The organism is uncultured Streptomyces sp. (assembly GCF_947488945.1).
Taxonomy (GTDB): domain Bacteria; phylum Actinomycetota; class Actinomycetes; order Streptomycetales; family Streptomycetaceae; genus Streptomyces.
This window is the reverse complement of record NZ_CANLBS010000004.1, coordinates 40,600-56,834: the sequence shown is the minus strand read 5'-3', so window position 1 is coordinate 56,834 and position 16,235 is coordinate 40,600. Positions and strand designations below refer to the sequence as shown.

The 16,235-nt window shown below is 73.3% G+C and carries 11 protein-coding genes and 1 pseudogene; 6 read left to right on the top strand and 6 right to left on the bottom strand.

Features of this window, described 5'->3' with window-relative positions; genetic code table 11:
* Positions 1-25: 25 nt before the first annotated feature.
* The 5 genes from Q0994_RS06925 to Q0994_RS06905 form a co-directional block, all read right to left on the bottom strand.
* The gene (locus Q0994_RS06925) at positions 26-2,218 is read right to left on the bottom strand and encodes a radical SAM protein (RefSeq protein WP_299530393.1); all 2,193 of its coding nucleotides are present in this window, start codon (positions 2,216-2,218) and stop codon (positions 26-28) included.
* On the bottom strand, positions 2,215-3,603 hold the full coding sequence (locus Q0994_RS06920) for an MFS transporter (protein WP_299530392.1): 1,389 nt from the start codon (positions 3,601-3,603) through the stop codon (positions 2,215-2,217). Before Q0994_RS06920 ends, Q0994_RS06925 begins: the two co-directional genes overlap by 4 nt.
* 27 nt (positions 3,604-3,630) lie before the next feature.
* Entirely contained in the window at positions 3,631-4,224 is a 594-nt protein-coding gene (locus Q0994_RS06915) for a flavoprotein (protein WP_299530391.1), read from the bottom strand.
* The gene (locus Q0994_RS06910; protein WP_299530390.1) at positions 4,224-5,588 is read right to left on the bottom strand and encodes a radical SAM protein; all 1,365 of its coding nucleotides are present in this window, start codon (positions 5,586-5,588) and stop codon (positions 4,224-4,226) included. The genes Q0994_RS06915 and Q0994_RS06910 overlap by 1 nt, the downstream gene beginning before the upstream one ends.
* Before the next feature lie 96 nt (positions 5,589-5,684).
* Positions 5,685-5,882, bottom strand: coding sequence for an aroma-sacti cluster domain-containing protein (locus Q0994_RS06905; RefSeq protein WP_299530389.1), 198 nt, complete (start codon positions 5,880-5,882; stop codon positions 5,685-5,687).
* Positions 5,883-6,094: 212 nt separating this feature from the next.
* Here Q0994_RS06905 and Q0994_RS34130 point away from each other — a divergent pair.
* From Q0994_RS34130 to Q0994_RS06880, 6 genes and pseudogenes are all read left to right on the top strand, one after another.
* A pseudogene (locus Q0994_RS34130) lies at positions 6,095-6,250 on the top strand (helix-turn-helix transcriptional regulator); the annotation flags it as partial.
* A gap of 3 nt (positions 6,251-6,253) precedes the next feature.
* Positions 6,254-6,631, top strand: coding sequence for an aroma-sacti cluster domain-containing protein (locus tag Q0994_RS06900; RefSeq protein WP_299530388.1), 378 nt, complete (start codon positions 6,254-6,256; stop codon positions 6,629-6,631).
* Positions 6,632-6,666: 35 nt separating this feature from the next.
* The gene (locus Q0994_RS06895; RefSeq protein WP_299530387.1) at positions 6,667-9,777 is read left to right on the top strand and encodes an adenylate/guanylate cyclase domain-containing protein; all 3,111 of its coding nucleotides are present in this window, start codon (positions 6,667-6,669) and stop codon (positions 9,775-9,777) included.
* On the top strand, positions 9,774-10,649 hold the full coding sequence (locus tag Q0994_RS06890; RefSeq protein ID WP_299530386.1) for a S8 family serine peptidase: 876 nt from the start codon (positions 9,774-9,776) through the stop codon (positions 10,647-10,649). Before Q0994_RS06895 ends, Q0994_RS06890 begins: the two co-directional genes overlap by 4 nt.
* Positions 10,633-11,187: a GAF domain-containing protein gene (locus tag Q0994_RS06885; RefSeq protein WP_299530384.1), complete on the top strand. Its 555-nt coding sequence runs from the start codon at positions 10,633-10,635 to the stop codon at positions 11,185-11,187. Before Q0994_RS06890 ends, Q0994_RS06885 begins: the two co-directional genes overlap by 17 nt.
* Entirely contained in the window at positions 11,180-12,181 is a 1,002-nt protein-coding gene (locus tag Q0994_RS06880; RefSeq protein WP_299530383.1) for a RimK family alpha-L-glutamate ligase, read from the top strand. Before Q0994_RS06885 ends, Q0994_RS06880 begins: the two co-directional genes overlap by 8 nt.
* Before the next feature lie 312 nt (positions 12,182-12,493).
* Here Q0994_RS06880 and Q0994_RS06875 read toward each other — a convergent pair whose 3' ends face one another.
* On the bottom strand, positions 12,494-15,763 hold the full coding sequence (locus Q0994_RS06875; protein WP_299530382.1) for a S8 family serine peptidase: 3,270 nt from the start codon (positions 15,761-15,763) through the stop codon (positions 12,494-12,496).
* Positions 15,764-16,235 lie beyond the last annotated feature (472 nt).

Genomic DNA, 16,235 nt, shown 5'->3' with positions numbered 1-16,235 from the left:
GCCCGCCCGGCCGCCCCGGGCGTTCTCACACCCGGGCCTGCGTCGCGAGCATCACGCGCAGGGCGCGGGTCATGGCGTTGTCCGTGCCGAAGTCCACCCCGGCGGGCACCTCGACGAGGCCGCCATGGGCCAGGACCAGGACGCCGCAGGTCCCGGGGCGGGCCGTGCCGGGGCCGTCCAGCCAGTCCTCGTACGCGCCGGACGTGGTGTCGAGGTGCGCCCTGCTCCTGCGGCTCACCTCGGCCATCAGCTCGTCGACACCGGTCAGTCCGTCGACGGAGGCGAACGGGACGCTCACCACGGGCTCCTCGACCAGGCGGACACGGGGCTCCTTCCCGCGGCCGGCCTCCTCGGGCGCCTCGGGCAGCAGTCCCCGGCCGAAACGCGCGAAGTAGAGCAGGGTGTGCGCGGAGTCGATGCCGCCGAGGAAGGGGCGATCGAAGTTGGTCCTGCGGTTGCCGGTCGTGTACTCGCGGGGAATCCGCGGGTCGTCCGGCACCGGCCAGTGGACCTCGCCCGTCTCCCGGTCCCGCCAGGGCACGTAGCGCCGGATGTCGTCGGAGGCGGACAGCGGCATCAGCTCGATCCCGAAGCGGCCGGGGTCCTTGGCCACGATGGAACCGGGCGTCAGCGAGAACACCCCGATGCCCGAGGTGGTCCACAGCTTCTCGTGCTGGTGGAGGAACTCGTACGTCGCCAGCGCCTCCGTCCGGGTTTCGGTGGGGAAGCCGGTGAAGCCCATCATCTGGGCGGCGATGCCGTTGCGTGCCAGTTCGCTCAGGACGTCGGGGACGACGTCGATCCCGACGCCCTTGTCGATGAGGTCGAGGATCCGCTGGGTGCCGGACTCGTAGCCGAAGGAGATCGCGACGCAGCCGGAGGCCGCGAGGAGTTCGCCCACGGCACGCTTGGGGAACGTGCGTTCCAACCGCAGCTCGGCGGCCCATCGCAGGTCCAGGGCCGACTCCGCGAGGGCGGCGGCGAGGTCGCGCAGGTAGCGGGGGGACATGGCGTCCACCGCGAAGTACAGGGTCCTGCCGTAGCGGCTCGCCTCCCGCAGGTCCTCCAGTACGGCGGCGACGGGGCGTTCACGCGACGGCGAGGTCGGCCGGTCGGTGTTGAGGCCGTAGTCGCAGAAGGTGCACTTGTTCCAGTAGCAGCCCCGGGTCGGGCTGTAGAGGATCACCGGCTCGGGTGCCCAGTAACGCTCCCAGTCCCACACGTCGTACGCCGGGGAGGCGAGCGTCGCCACACTGCCGTACGCGATGTCGGGGGTGGGCCGGCGCCTGGTCATCACACCGGCGATGGCCTCGAAGGCGTCGCCGCCCCGGACCGCGCCGTCGCCGACCGCGTCGAGGATGCCGATGAGGGCGGTCTCGCCCTCGCCGGGGACGATCAGGTCGGCGTCCTGGAAGACCCGCCACGGGGCTGCGGCGTCCGGGGCGTACTTGACCACGTCGCCGACCTCGGTGCCGCCGAACACGATCACCGTGTCGGGCAGCACGCTGCGGATCAGGCGGGCCATCCTCAGGGCGACGGGCAGCTGGCTGGTGTAGTTGACCGACAGGCCGACCACCGCCCAGGGGCGTTCGCGCAGCTTCGGGACGAACTCGTCGGCGAAGTACCCCTCGAAGGGGCGGGCGACGGCCGCCGGGACCGCCGGGTCGGAGAGGTCCGCCGTACTGCACAGGTTGACGACGGACTTCGCCCGCATCGAGAAGCCGTCCGCCGCGCCGGGAGGCATTTCCAGGGCGATCAGGTCCCACCACCGGCTCATCACCGCGACCGCCTGGGCGTAGGTCGGGGGGTGGTAGAAGTCCTCGGGGTCCTGGAACACGCCGATCGCGTCGCGGGCCGATGTGGCGGTCAGGCCCTCGGCGGCCAGCGCCTGCCGGTAACGGATCTCGTCGTGCCGGCGCGGGGCGGCGGACCTGGCCTCGATCGCGGCGCGGGCGCGGCGCGCGGCGGCGAGCACGGCGCCGAAGCGCTCGGGGTCGGCGAGGTAGGTGAAGGCGTCGATGTTGGCGTCCACGCAGCCGTACTCGGTGTGGCCGGCCTCGCGGGCGGCGCCCACGAGGTACGGGATCGAGTGGTAAGCGGTCGTCGGGTCCGTCACCGGCGGGTTGACCAGCAGGTAAGCGGTGGACCCGCCCGGCCGCCGACCGTGGTCGGGCTTTCCCTCGAACCGCGGCATGCCCAACGGGACGAACACGCTCATCGCTGTGACTCCTGACTGTTGTCCTGCCGTGGATGCGTGGCGCGGGCGGCCGGCACGCCGGGCGCGGGGCCGCTCGCCGGGACCCCCGGCGGTACGGGGAACGGCGGTACGGGGAACGGTGGGGCGTACTCGGTGCCGGAGCGGTGGTCGCGGAAGGCGCGCTGGGTGAGCGCGCCCAGCACGGACAGGGCGATGGCCGCGCCCGCCACCGGGAAGAACGGGGCCGCGCCGAGGTGGCGGACGCCGAAGCCCGCCACGGCCACGGAGATCGGGAAGGTGCCCATGACGGCCAGCATGACCAGGCTCATGACCCGGCCGATGAGTGCCGGGGGCGCCCAGACCTGGAGCAGCGTCACCACGACGATGTTCTGCCAGCCACTGGCCAACGCGTAGACGCACACGCACACCGCGGCGCCGACCAGGCCCCCGGCGTACGGGACGGCGCCCAGGGCGATGCCCATGACGACCGCGAGGGCGGCGAAGAGATAGGCGGGCGACTCCACCGGCCGGCTGCGGGCGGCCACCAGCGAACCGGCCAGACCGCCCAGGCTCAGGCAGGTCAGCAGGACGCCGTAGCCGGTGGCGCCCATGCCCTGGTGGGCCAGTTCGGGCAGGGCCACCTCGATCGTGCCGTTGAAGGCCAGGTTGCAGACGAGTGCCACCACCAGGACGACGTGCAACAGCCTTCCGTGGCGCAGCAGTTCCATGAAGGGGATCTCGCGGACCGGGGGTTCCTCGGCGCCCGCGGGCCCGTCCTTCTGCGGCGCGTCCGTATCCGCGCCGGAGCGTATCCGGGCGAGCACCAGCGCCGACACGAGGAAGGACGCGGCGTCGACGGTGAGCGCCAGGCCCGCGTCGAAGGCGGCCACCAGGGCGCCGCCCGCCGTCGGCCCGAGGAGTCCGCCGACCTGGTTGACCATGGTCGACAGGGCGTTGCCCCGGCCCAGGTCCTCCTTGGGCAGCAGGGCGGGCAGAAGGGTGTACGAGGCGGGGATGAAGATCCCGGAGCAGGCGCCCAGGACGACGGCGATGGGCGCGAGCTGGGCCAGGGTCGGGGTCCCGGTCGACGCGAGCACCGCGAGGATGCCCACGGCCACGGCCCGCACCAGGTCGGCCGCGAGCATCACCCGCCGGCCGCCGATCCGGTCGGCCACCACGCCGCCCAGCGGAATGGTGACGACGCGGGGGATGCCGTAGCAGGCCAGGACCGTGCCGAGCAGGACGGGGCCGCCGTCACCGGAGAGAATCAGCCACGGCAGCGCCACGGCGTAGCAGTAGTCGCCGACCGTGGAGGAGAGCTGCCCGGCGAGCAGCAGCCGGAAGCCGCGCACCGACATCGGCCCGCTCGTCACTGCCGTACGGAACCTCTGTCTGGCTGGTGCCACGTGTCCTCCTCCTGCTGATGCCGGTGGTCAGCCGCCGAGCGGGCCTACGTCCAAGTCCAGGAACTCGCGGATCACGGCGGTCACGGTGGTCGGCGGCGGCAGCCCGAGGTCCTTGCGCACTTCGCCGGCGGCGATCTGCCAGGCGGGGGCGAGCACCGGGTCCACCACGGCGTGGCCGTCGGCGCGCAGCCGGGCCACGTTGCGGCGGACGGCGGGGCGCTCCCACATCAGGCTGTTCATGCTCGGAAAGAACAGCACCGGGCGCTCATGGGCGAGCAGCGCCGAGCTGAGGAGTCCGGAGGCGAGTCCGTGGGCGGCCTGGCCGAGCATGTTGGCGGTGGCGGGCAGGACGACGAACCGGTCCGCCCAGACGGCGGGGGCGACATGGCCGGTCGTCAGTTCGTCCTCACCGTCGCAGGTGACGTCCCGGCACAGCAGCCGCATGGTGGCGGCCGGGACGAGCACGGCGGCGGAGCGGGTCATGGCCATGCGGATCTCGACGCCGGGTCCCAGGCCGGTGCGCAGGGCCATGAGGTACTGCGGAACGGCGAGCACGTTGGCGGAGCCGCACACCCCGATGAGCAGCCGGCGAGGGGGGTCCGGGACTGCCTCCGCCGTCATCACCGGGCTCCGGCGGGCTCACCGGCCGCTTCGCGCAGGCCGCATTGGGCGGCGATGAGATCGAGCCTGTCCTGCACGTTGTACTTGTAGCTGGGGCAGGGCGGATGGCCCTCCTGCCAGGCCTTGGGGCAGGCGCCGCCGCAGGTGGGCATGAAGACGCAGCCCTTGCACCAGGTGGTGCCCGCGGCGATCTCCTCGTTCCAGCCGTCGAAGGGACCCAGCGGCCGGACCGGTTCGGTGCCCGCCCGGTCGATGTGCGTCAGCGGGAGGGTGCGCTCGGCCTCGGGGACGAGGGGGTACTCGCTGCACGAGAAGATGTTGCCGGTGCTGCTGATGATCTCGGACGAGCGGGTCGTGGCGGGGCACAGGACCTCCCGCGCGGTGGTCGGCATCAGCTGCGTGTGCAGCCCGTGCCCGGCGAGCAGCCGGAGCCACCCCGTCTCGCGCTGGGCGAACTCGTGCTTGGACACCTCGATCGCCGACACGTCGTTTCCCCACGAGTGCACGGGAAAGATCGCGAAGGAGACGCGGGGGTGGCTGAAGCCCAGCTCCGCCATCAGCTCGATATAGCGGGGCACGGCGTCCTGGTTGTGTACATCGACATTCGTCCGGAACGCGAAATGGGTGGTGCCCAGATCCGGTTCGTCGAGTACGGAACGCACGGCGCGCACGATGTTCCAGAAAGATCCTCGTCCGCTTTTCAGCGGCCGGTGTTCATCGTGTATGTCCGGCGGCCCGTCGATCGTGATCTCGAAATGGGTGACCCCGCAGGAACGGATGAGCGTGATGATTTTCTTCGCGGTGAGGAGGGAGCCGTTGGTGACGATCACCGAGGAGTAGGCGACCCCGTTTTCGGCGGCGGCGGCGACAAATTGGGGGGCGAGGTCGCGGATGACCGCGTAGCCCATCATCGGTTCGGCCCCGAACCAGTCGATGCGGGCGCTCCGGGTCTCCGGGGCGGTCACGGCGCGCAGCACGCGGTCGCGGACCCGGCTGCGGTGGTCGCGGGACAGCCCGCCCCGGGTGTGCTCCTGGCCGCAGTAGGCGCAGCCCATGTTGCAGTAGGAGGTCGGCAGGAGGGCGATGTGCACGGCCGAACGTTTCGCCGACGCGCTCCGGTTGCGGTCGAGCACGGCGGACAGTTCGTCCTCGCCGGCCGGTACGAGCACCTGCGCCGCCCGCAGGGCGCCGGTCCAGGCCGGGGTGAGCGCACCGACGTCGCCGGCCTCCAGGGCCCGCGCGGTGGGGAGGTCCACCGCGACGGTGCTCGCGGTGCGGGTGCTGTAGGCGAGCCTGACGGGGACGCCGGTGGTGTCGGCGTACGCGCGGTCGCTCAGCACCAGGTATCTGCTGACTTGGTCCATCATCACGCTCCCACTGGGTGTCCTGGCGCTCGGCGGTCCGGCGCGCCTTGTCCGGCGGGTCCGGCGGTCGTGCCGCCGGACCCGCCGGTTCTGGAATCAGCAGAGGACGTTGACCTGGTTGTCCTTCACCTGGCCCTCGACCGCGGCCGACACGGCGTTGAGCCGGGCCTGGATGGAGCCGAGGACCGCGACCTCGTCCGGGCTGAGGGCACTGAAGACATCGCGCTCGGACTCCGACAGCAGGTCGACCGGGGTGCCGGCGCTGCGCAACGCGTCGAGGGGTGCTTGCGACATGGGTCACTCCTTCAAAGGGGCGGTCACGGGCTGTTACAAGGGCAAGGCTGCTCCGGCGCCCCCCGGGTCCACATCCCTCGAATGACTATGAATCCGGTGGCAAGTGATCCATTTAAAGGCATGCTTGTCCGGAGCATGGCCCGCAGCTACTCTCGTTTCCCTGAAGCGCGGTGTTTCACGGCCGGTCAACGCTTCGCTCACCGAATTGAGGGGTGAAGAGTTTGACCAGACGTGAAATTCTGATCGCTTCGCTCGTGGCCGCCGGCTCCTCGAACCGGGATATCGCTGCGGCCCTGTGCATCAGCCCGCACACGGTGGCGGCCCACTTGTGCAACATGCTCCGGAGAACGGGCGCGTCGAATCGTACGGAAATGATTGCGCGACTGTACGCCCAGGGTGCTCTGCTCCAGGGGATCTGGCCGCCGCTGCCCGCGGACGAGCGGAAGCGGCAGGAGGCCCCCGTGGCCGTCGGCGCCCTCGCGGCGGCAGCGGTCGCGGAGCACTCCATCGGACCGGCCGGCGTCCGCCTCGACTGGCCGCACTACGAGAACGAGGTACCGGTAGCCATGCCCTTCGACGCCCTGCACGCACTACGTGAGGCCGGCCACCCGGTGGACCTGCTGGCGGTCGAGCAGCGCTCGGTCCTCTCGGCGCTCAGCGAGCACGAGGTCCAGATCCTCAACTCCGTCAAGGAGCGGCTGGAAGCGGTCTCCGGTGAGGTGGAGGGACAGGACCTCAAGCTCCTGTGAACGGCGCCGCGCGGTGCGGCGGTTGCCGTACCGCGGTGCCGGACGCAGCCCGGTTCTGCCCGGAGTGCGGCACACCGGTCGTGGGGGCGCCCACGTCGGACAGCCGCAGAATCGTCACGGCGCTCTTCATCGACCTCGTCGGCTCGACGGTGCTCGCCGAGACCCTCGACCCCGAAGCGCTGCGGCGCACGATGGACCGGTACTACCGGGCCTGCACGACGGCCGTCACCGAACACGGGGGCGTGGTCGAGAAGTTCATCGGTGACGCCGTGATGGCCGTCTTCGGCGCGTTCGTCACCCACGAGGACGACGCGTTGCACGCGGTCCGGGCGGCGTGCGCCGTCCGGGAGGCCGTGACGGCCATCGGGTCCGGTGCGGGAGGGACCGGTGCCGGAGGGTCCGGTGCGGGGGTGCCGCTGGACACCCACTGCGGGATCGCCTCGGGAGAGGCCGTGGTGGCGGGCGCACTCGGCGGCGCGGCCAGGGTGGTCGGGGACGTCGTGCACACCGCCGCCCGCCTCCAGTCGCACGCCGGGCCGCACGAGATCCTCGTCGGCGAGGAGACGGCCCGCCTGGTCGGCGGCCGGGTCCGCATGGAGGCTGTCGCACCGCTGCGGGTGAGGGGCAAGCGCGAACCGGTCGCCGCCCGGCGGGTCCTGTCCGTCCTCGACGCGGCGAGCCGGGAGGACCTGGTCCCGCTCGTGGGACGCGACGGTGAACTACGGCTCCTGCTCGCCGAGTTCGCGGAGATCCGGGGCGAGCGCCGCAGCCTCCTCGTCACGGTCGCCGGTCCCCCGGGCATCGGCAAGTCACGCCTGGTGCGGGAGTTCCTGGGCCGCGCCGGGGAGGAGGCCGTCGTCCTGAGGGCCGGCTGCCAGGCGTACGGGGCCGGCCCCGCCCACCGCCCGCTGGCCGAGGCCGTCCGGTCGCTGCCCGGCGGCTGGGAGGAAGCGCGGGAGGCGCTGGAGACGCTGCGCCCCCGCGCGGACCGCGCCGTCACCGCCCTCGCCGTCGCCCTGGGCATCCGCACCGAGAGCGGGCTCCCGGTGAGCGTCGACGAGATCGGGTGGGCGTTCCGGCGGCTCCTGGAGGCCCTGGGCCGCGACGCCCCGGTGATCCTGGTCCTGGAGGACTTCCAGTGGGCGCAGCCGACCCTCTCCGAGATGGTCACCGATGTCGGCACAGGTGCTCGGGACACCCCGCTGCTGGTCATCCGCGTGGCGCGCGCCGAGCCGGGCGCGGTGCCGGCCGGGGACCTCGTCCTGCGTCTCGACGCGCTGCCGCCCGCGCAGACCGGGCGGCTGGTGGGACTGCTCGCGGACCGGGCGGAGGTCGCCGCGCAGGAGGCGGTCGCCACCGAGAACGACCTGGCACGGGTCGTGCGGGAGTGCGACGGCAACCCGCTGTTCGCCGAACTCCTTCTGGAGAACCTGGCCGGCCACCGGAGCCTGGACCAGGGCGTTCCCACATCGATCCGGGTCCTGTTGACGGCGTGGCTGGACCGGCTGCCGACCGCCGACCGGGCCGTGCTGGAACGAGCGGCCGGGGTGGGCGGGTCGTTCTCCGTCGAGGACGTGCGCGCACTCGCCGCGAACGAGCCGACGCTGGCGGGCGCCGCCCTCGACGACTCCCTGGCCAGGCTGCTGCGTTCCCGGGTGATCCACCTGTCCGGCCCGCCCGGCACGTACCGGTTCACCCGCGCACTGGCCCGGGACACGTTGTACGAGATGACCTCCAAGGCCCGGCGCGCGGCCTGGCACACCGTGCTCGCGGACCGGCTCGAAGGCCGCTCGCCCGACCCGTCCGCGGAGGGCGACCTCGCCCATCGTCTGGAGTCCGCGTGCCGCCTGCTGTCCGAAGCCGATCCCGGCGATCCCGGGCTGCCCGCGCTGACCGGGCGGGCGGCCCGCGCCCTGGTGGCCACCGGGTACCGGGCGCTGCACCGCCGGGACCTGCCCGCGGCCGTCTCGCTGATGGAACGCGGGCGCGGTCTCACTCCGGACGGCGACCCGCAGCACCGGGTGCTCGCCGCCCGCATCACCGACACGTATGCCGCGCTGGGCCGTTGGGACAGCGCCCGGCAGGCCGTGGCGGAGGCGGAGCGCAGAAGCGGGGACGACACCCCGACCCGGGACACCTGCGCCATCCTGCGGCAGCTGATCGCGCTGCGCTCGGGCGGAGCGGAGCCCGCCGGCACCCCGTACGCCCCGTACGCCCCGGGTGCCGCATCTGCCGTGCCCGGTCCGGCGGACGACCTGAGCTGGTGCAGGCTGCACCAGCTGTGTTCACTGCGGAGCTTCGCCGAGGGCCGGGTCGGCGCGGCGGAGGGCTCGATGCGTGACGCGCTCTCCCGGGCGCGCGGCCTCGGCGACACCTACGAGGGGAACCGCATCCTCGCGTCGATCTGTGAGCTGACGCAGTGGTCGCCGACCCCCCTCACCCGGGCCATCGAGCTGTGCGAGGAGCTGGTCCGGCGGTTCGACGGCGACCGGAGCCTGCTCGTGCCGGTCCTGCTGACCAGGGCCCGGCATCTGGCCCTGTCGGACCGGGTGGACGCGGCCCGCGAGGACATCGCACTGGTCCGCAGGCACTGCGACGACCTGGCACTGGCCCTCGGAACGTTCGCGGCCGCCCAGACGGCGGGGTTCGTCGAGTCCCTCGCCGGGGCACACCTGCCGGCCGCCGGCCACTACACGGCCGCGGCGGACGGGCTCGCCGCTCTGGGGCAGACGCGGACGGCGGCCACCCTGCGCCTGTACGCGGCCCGGGAGCGGTTCTGCGCCGGGGAGAGCTTCGGTCCGGACGCGGCCGAACTCGCCGGGCCGCCCGCGGACCGGCCGGAGGAGACCCGTACCCGTGCCGTCCGGCTGGCGCTGCGGGCACGGGTCCGGGCGCGGGCCGGGGCGTACGCGGACGCGGTCGGGGATGCCGAGCGGGCGACCGCCGCCCTCGACGGCACCGACGACCCCTGCCTCATCGGTGACGTCTGGTTCGAGGCGGCCCGGGTGCTGGACGCCGCCGGTGAACCGGAGCGCGCCCGGCACGCCGCCGGGCGGGCGCTGGACGCCCTGACGGCGAAGGAGGCCGTGCTCCCCGCCCGGACGGTACGGGCGTGGAGCGCGGCAGGACCGGGGGCGGACCGATGAGCGATCCACCCTGGAGACGGCCCTCGCGGCCCTACACGCCGGGCGTGCCGGCCTGGGGCGTGACGAGGGCGCAGGCGCACGAGACGTTCGCGTCCGTCCCCCTGGAATCGGTCTCCCCGGAGTGGGCGTGGGGCGGATCCGACGGTTCCGGGGTCCGGGTGTGCGTCGTGGACAGCGGGGTCGAGAGCGGCCACCCGATGATCGGCCCCGTCGACCTCGCCGTGACGGCCGTCACGGCCGAGGACGGAGAGGTGCAGATAGTGCCGTGCGAGGCCACCGACCACGCCGGACACGGCACCGCCTGCGCCGGGGTGATCCGGTCCCTCGCACCGGGGGTCTCCCTCTCGTCCGTCCAGGTGCTGACCGACGGCAAGACGGGCAGTGGCCCGGCGCTCATCGCCGGACTCTCCTGGGCCGTCGAGCAGGACTTCGACATCATCAACCTGAGCCTGGCGACGACCCGGCCGGCCCTGACCGCGCAACTCCACGAGCTCGCCGACCGGGCCTACTTCCGCCGGTGCGCCCTCGTCGTCTCCGCGCACAACCGGCCGGTGCCCAGCTATCCCTGGTCGTTCTCGTCGGTGATCTCCGTCGCGAGCCACGACGAGGACGATCCGATGACGTACTACTACAACCCCGCGCCGCCCGTGGAGTTCCACGCGCGCGGTGTACGCGTCCCCGTGGCGTGGCCCGGCGGCGGGACCATCCGCTCGACCGGCAACAGCTTCGCCGCCCCGCACATCTCGGGCCTGTGCGCGCTGATCCTCGGCAAGCACCCCTGGCTCACACCGTTCCAGCTCAAGACGGTGCTGTTCCTCTGCGCCGGGAACACCACCGGTCGACTTGGAGGTGCGCATGACGAAACCCGTTGACGCCGCGACGCCGGTCGAGCGTCGCCTGCTGCAATCCATCGTGGAGGTCGCGCGCCATGCCTTCGCCGCCGCGGCATCCTCGATCTTCCTCATCGATCCGGAGACCGGCGACCTGGTCTTCGAAGCCGTGGCCGGCGAGGGCGACGGCCAGCTCGTCGGTACGCGTTTCCCGGCGGGGACCGGCATCGCCGGCTGGGTCGCCTCGTCCGGTCAGTCGATGCTCGTCGACGACCTGCGCGAGTCGCGGCACTTCTCGGGCGAGGCCGCCGCGTCCACCGGGTACGTGCCCGACAGCATCATGGCCGCGCCGCTGTTCGGCGACGACGAGTGCGTGGGTGTGCTGGAGGTGCTGGACAAGGGCGCCGGCGGCGCACGGGAGATGGCGGACGTCGAACTCCTCGGCCTGCTCGCCGACCAGGCCGCCATCGGGCTCGAACTGCTCACCCGACTGCGCGCCGCCGAGCCGAGCAACCGCTCCGACAAGGCCCTGCGGCTGCTGGAGATGGCGGAATCGCTGCTGGCCCCGACCCATGGCTGAGCGGTGCGTCCTGCTGCTCACCCGCCGGGACGACGGGGAGGCGACCGAGGCGTCCGCCCTGCTGCGCCGCATCGGGGTGCCCGTGCACCGGCTCGACGCGGACGGCCTGGCGGACGTCCGGGCCGTCCACGGGCCGGACGGTGTACTGACCCTGGACGGACACCGGTTCGCCCCGACGGTGACCTGGCTGCGCCACTATTCGCTGCGGGCCGCGCCGGACGGCCCGCCGGACGGTCCGGCCGGCGGGCGGATGGTATACCGGGACGCGTGGACCGCGCTGGCCCGGCAACTGGCCGACGTCTCCCCGGCCGCCATCGGCGCCGCCGACCCGGGGCAGTTGGTGCAGCGTGCCCGAGCGCGGGCGCTCGGTGTACGCGTCCCGCGCGGACTGGTCACCACCGACCCGGCGGACGCGGCCGGGCTGCTCCCGGCCGAGCGGTACGTGCTCAAGGTCCTCGACCGGCACTACGTGGAACCGGAGCCCGGCCGGCTCGACTGGTACCTGCCGCGGGTCCTGGACGGGGACCGGCTCGCCGGCCTGCCCGGTGTGCCCCGGGGCACCCCGGTGATGCTCCAGGAGTACGTCGAGCACGACGCCGAGTACCGGGTCTACCTCGCCGGGGACGAACTGCACGCCTTCGAGGTGGTCAAAGAGCACCCGGAGGACATCTGGATCCGCCCGGACGAGGTGGTGGTGCGCCAGGTCCGGCCCCCGGCCGCCGTGGCCTCGGCGACACGCGCCATCGCCCGGGAGACCGGTGCCGCCTTCGGGGCGTTCGACTTCCTCCGGGCCCGGGACGGGGGCGAGCCGGTCTTCCTGGAGATGAACGCGCACGGCGACTGGCACTGGTTCGAGCGCAGAGCCGGCGTCGACGTGGTGACCCGTGCCGTGGTGCGGACCGTACGGGACCTGCACCGGGCCGCCGCCGGTCACGCGCGCCCGGCCGCGGTCAGCCTGCTTGCCTTCCTCGGCGCGGGCCGGGTGCACGGGTGACGCAGCCGGCCGCCACCCCGGAACGAGGGCCCAGGACTGCTGGTCGTTGACGCACGACGCGGGGTTACCCGCCGTGCGGAGCCCGCAGACGCAGGAGGGGCAGGACTCTGCCGGTGCGGGGTCCTGCCCCAGCGGGGGCTGATCCGCCGCGTCGGTACTGGCCCGGAAGGGCTTCGCCGCCCACCTGAACGGGGCGTGGCGTACGTACGTCATGTCGTGTCCTCGCCACTCCGGGAGGACCACCGCCCCTCAGGCCCCGGAGGCGGGCGGACCGGGCCCCTGACGAAGGACCCGATCCGCTCACCGCCTGTTCTACCCTCGGGACTTGTTGACCTGGAAGGCCCGGGTGACGGTCTGCTTGACCGCACTGCCGTCGCTCGCCGCGACGGTGGCCCGCAGGGTTGCGTACGAGGCGCCCTCGGGTGCGGTCAGATCGGCGTGCGAAGGCGCTCCGTGCCGGCCCGGTGTGATCTTGACCGCTCGCCAGCTGGCACCGTCGTCCCAGCTGACCTCCAGGTCGGCCCGACCGATCGTGGCCTCGACGGCACCCGGTGCACGCTGGACATCCACGTCCACACGCGTCGTGGCCTGGCGGGGGGCGCCGCCGGAGGCGTCGAGGCCGTGCGGGGTGAACCGGACGGCCATGAGCGGCAGGACGGTTCCGGCGCCGTCATCGGTGTCCGAGTCGAAGCTCCACTCCGACTGCACCCGCGTGGACAGTGCAGCGTAGGGCTGGTCCCGGGTGATGTCCGCGTCGAGCGTGCAGCGACCGGGGCCCGCGGGGGCCGGGATCGTCCTGGCGCTGCCGATGGCATTCCACTCACTCACCCTCTGGCCGTCCTTGGCCAGGGTGAGGGTGCCCGAAGCACCCCAGTCGGACCCGCCGCGGCTCCCGTCGCCGTCGACGAACCACGGCGTGCCGGCCCAGATCACGGAATTGTTGACCCGGCGGGCGGGCGCGGCCGGGAGCGCCGGTCCGACCACCGCGGCTGCGAAGTCCAGGCGGCGCAGGGCGCGCGGGCCGAACGTCTGCGTCGAGGTCGCGAGGGACTGCCGCCCGGCGATCGAGGCCCGGTCGAGCCATTCGCCCGGTGTGCGGTAGTCACGCACGGTCGAGGGGAAGCGGACCGCCTGGTCGACGAAGAGAGGGAGCAGGACGTCGTCGTCCGGGGTGGCCGCGGTGGTGCCTGCGGCGGGGGCGCCCTGGGCGTTGAGGTGGACACGCACCTCGGTCAGGTCGCGGCGTTGGACCGAGAAGGCGGGCCGGGCCGGGACACCGCCGTGCCAGGTGCGGGCCACGTGGTAGAAGAAGGGACTGGGTGCCTGCGACGAGGCGCCCTCGGCCGCGAACACGGCGAACGTACGGTACGTGGCGTCCGCCTCGGCGAACGGCGTGGCGTACAGGGTCTGTCCGGCACGCTCGCCGGTGGTGACCACGCTCAGCGTGTACGTCCCGGTGCCGGCGGGCAGTGCGAGCGCGGCCTGTACGGCCGTGGCACGAGCGGCCGGGTCGTGGACGTCGACGGCGACCGGGACGGCGGTGCGGGCGTCGAGGTCGACCGTGGTGTCCCCGACCGGGGTGACGGAGGCGGCGGCCATGGTGGTGGTGCGCTCCGTGCCGGTGCCGCTGTTGATCGTCATGCCGATCCAGTACTGGGCCTCGGGCACGGTCACCGCTCCGGTCCCCGCGGTGAGGCGGACCGGGTAGCGGTCGCCGGTCCAGCGGTTGACCAGCAGGGCCGTGCCGGTGGCCGGCGTGCCGTCGCGCTGCTCCGCGTGGAGCGTCACCCGGTGGCTGGGCACGGGGCTGTTGACGGCGAGGATCGTGCGGGTGACCGGCGTGCCACCCTGCGAGGCGGTGAGGACCGCGGACCAGGGGCCGTGCGGCAGCAGGGTGGCGCGGGTGGTGACGGTCGCGGTCGCGGTGCCGTGCGCGGGGACGGTGACCTGGTCGCGGTCGACCGAGAAGTGCTCGATGTTGCCCGGCTGCGCGGTGGGCGACAGGGGCTTCTCGAAGGCCAGGTCGAGCGTCGTGTCGCTGTCACCGGCGTTGGTGAAGGTGACGGTGCGCTCGGTGTCCTTGCCCGCGCCGTCGGACCAGCCGGCCGTCGTCGTCAGGTTCGCCGGGGAGGCGAGGACCGTCTGCCGCGCGGCACTGCCCACGTCGACCCGGCCGGTGCCCTGCTGGTACGGCGAGCGCTTCGCGTTCGGCTCGGCGCTGTTCATGAGCGCCGTCTTGATCTGCTCGCCGCTCCAGTCGGGGTGCGCCTGCGCGACGAGTGCGGCGGAGCCCGCCACGTGAGGGGTCGCCATCGACGTCCCGCTCTTGGCGGTGTGGCCGCCGCCCGTCTTCGCGGCGACGATGCTGACGCCGGGTGCCGTGATGTCGGGCTTGACCGCGTTGTCGCTGGGGCGCGGGCCGCGGCTGGAGAACGCGGCGAGTTCGTCGTCGGCGTCGACCGCGCCGACGGCGAGGGTGGCGTCGGCGATGGCGGGGGCCCCGACCGTGCCGGTGCCGTACTCGCCGTCATTGCCCGCGGCGACGACGAACAGCGTGCCGCTGCTCGCCGACAGGTCGTTGATGACCGCGATCGCGGGGTCCGTCTCGTCGGCCGGCCCGCCCAGGCTCATGTTGACGACCTTGGCGTGGACTGTGTTGACGGCCCAGTCGATGCCGGCCAGAACCGCCGAGGTCGGGCAGGAGCCGGTGTTGTCGCACACCTTGCCCACGGCGAGCGACGCGTCGGGGGCCACACCGCGGTAGGTGCTGTCGACGCCGGCGATGGTGGAGGCCACGTGGGTGCCGTGGCCGTTGTCGTCCTCGGCGGTGTCGCCGCCGAGGAAGTTGGACGAGACCGTCACTCTGCCCGCCAGGTCCGGGTGGTCGGAGTCGTAGCCGCTGTCGAGGACGGCGACCGTGACGCCCTTGCCGGTGTATCCGTCGGACCAGGCCTGCGGAGCGTTGATCTGCGGAACGCTCCGGTCCAGGGCGACATGCATCCGGCTGTCCAGCCACAGCTTGTCCCCGCCCCCCGCGAGCGAGCGGCCGGTGCCTGCGGTCAGGCGCTTCCAGGTGCTGACGGCGTCGGTGCCGTCGTGCGGGTCGAGTGCGGTCAGACCCAGGCGGGGTATCGCGCGTCCGGGGTGGGCGGCCGCGCCGACCGCATCGCGGGCCCTGCTCGCGGCGCCCGCACCCTTGGCATGCTGAACGATCATCCCCACGGCGCCGGAGGCGGTGGTGCCCCTCGTGCCGTATCCGGCGTCCAGCAGCGCCTTGACCTCGAAGAGGCGGGAGTCCAGCCGGCCCGCGGCGAGCAGCGGCTCGGCGTCCGCGGGCACGACACCGATGTCGCCGTTCCCCACGGAACTGGTGGTGAAGGTGACGTTCTCCCGGCCGGGCCCGGGGGTGACGGTGGCCGAGCGGATCTCGGCACCGGAGCGTTCGACCGTCACGGTGTCGCCGGTGGGCAGCGGCACGGTGAACGTGGTGGCCGCCGGCGTACGGGCTTCGGCGGCCGGTCCGGACGGGTCTGCCGCGTGGGCGGCAGTGGCGGGTAGGGCGGGTATGAGCGCTGCCAGCATGCCGGCAGCGGCTGCGGCGGATCTGACGTGCACGGAGAGGACCTCCAGAGATCGCAGAGCGAGGACGGGTCGAATCCTCGCAGCGCGGGGGCCGCCAACCCGGCCTGCTGCGTGGCGACTTGACGACGCGTCGTAGACCCGCCACCGCCCGCCGCAAGGGCCTGGGCGCAGAAGGGGGGTGCCGCGCGGTCAGTCCTTGCAGTCCGGTGGGCGAGCTCGGCGCCGTCCCGGTCATGCACCCCGCAGCACCATCTGCGTACCGACGACGGCACCTGACCGCGATCGGCGAGACGGGTCGCCGGTACCACCCGGCGGGCCGCTGCCCGCAGGCGGGTGTCCCCGTCGTCTTCTCCTCGGCCGCGCCCGCCGCACCGTGCTGGGCACGGTCCCCGGGGACGAGTCGCCGCGCCTGCCGGTCGAAGCCGGTCTCCACCCCCGCACCGCGCGGCGGCCCCGCACGTCCGCCGCACCG

What these genes read in the sequence shown, in the direction of transcription:
- Q0994_RS06925 (WP_299530393.1), bottom strand. Translation starts at nt 2,218, where the DNA reads ATGAGCGTGTTCGTCCCGTTGGGCATGCCGCGGTTCGAGGGAAAGCCC.
- Q0994_RS06915 (WP_299530391.1), bottom strand. Translation starts at nt 4,224, where the DNA reads ATGACGGCGGAGGCAGTCCCGGACCCCCCTCGCCGGCTGCTCATCGGG.
- Q0994_RS06910 (WP_299530390.1), bottom strand. Translation starts at nt 5,588, where the DNA reads ATGGACCAAGTCAGCAGATACCTGGTGCTGAGCGACCGCGCGTACGCC.
- Q0994_RS06905 (WP_299530389.1), bottom strand. Translation starts at nt 5,882, where the DNA reads ATGTCGCAAGCACCCCTCGACGCGTTGCGCAGCGCCGGCACCCCGGTC.
- Q0994_RS06900 (WP_299530388.1), top strand. Translation starts at nt 6,254, where the DNA reads ATGATTGCGCGACTGTACGCCCAGGGTGCTCTGCTCCAGGGGATCTGG.
- Q0994_RS06890 (WP_299530386.1), top strand. Translation starts at nt 9,774, where the DNA reads ATGAGCGATCCACCCTGGAGACGGCCCTCGCGGCCCTACACGCCGGGC.
- Q0994_RS06885 (WP_299530384.1), top strand. Translation starts at nt 10,633, where the DNA reads ATGACGAAACCCGTTGACGCCGCGACGCCGGTCGAGCGTCGCCTGCTG.
- Q0994_RS06880 (WP_299530383.1), top strand. Translation starts at nt 11,180, where the DNA reads ATGGCTGAGCGGTGCGTCCTGCTGCTCACCCGCCGGGACGACGGGGAG.
- Q0994_RS06875 (WP_299530382.1), bottom strand. Translation starts at nt 15,763, where the DNA reads ATGCTGGCAGCGCTCATACCCGCCCTACCCGCCACTGCCGCCCACGCG.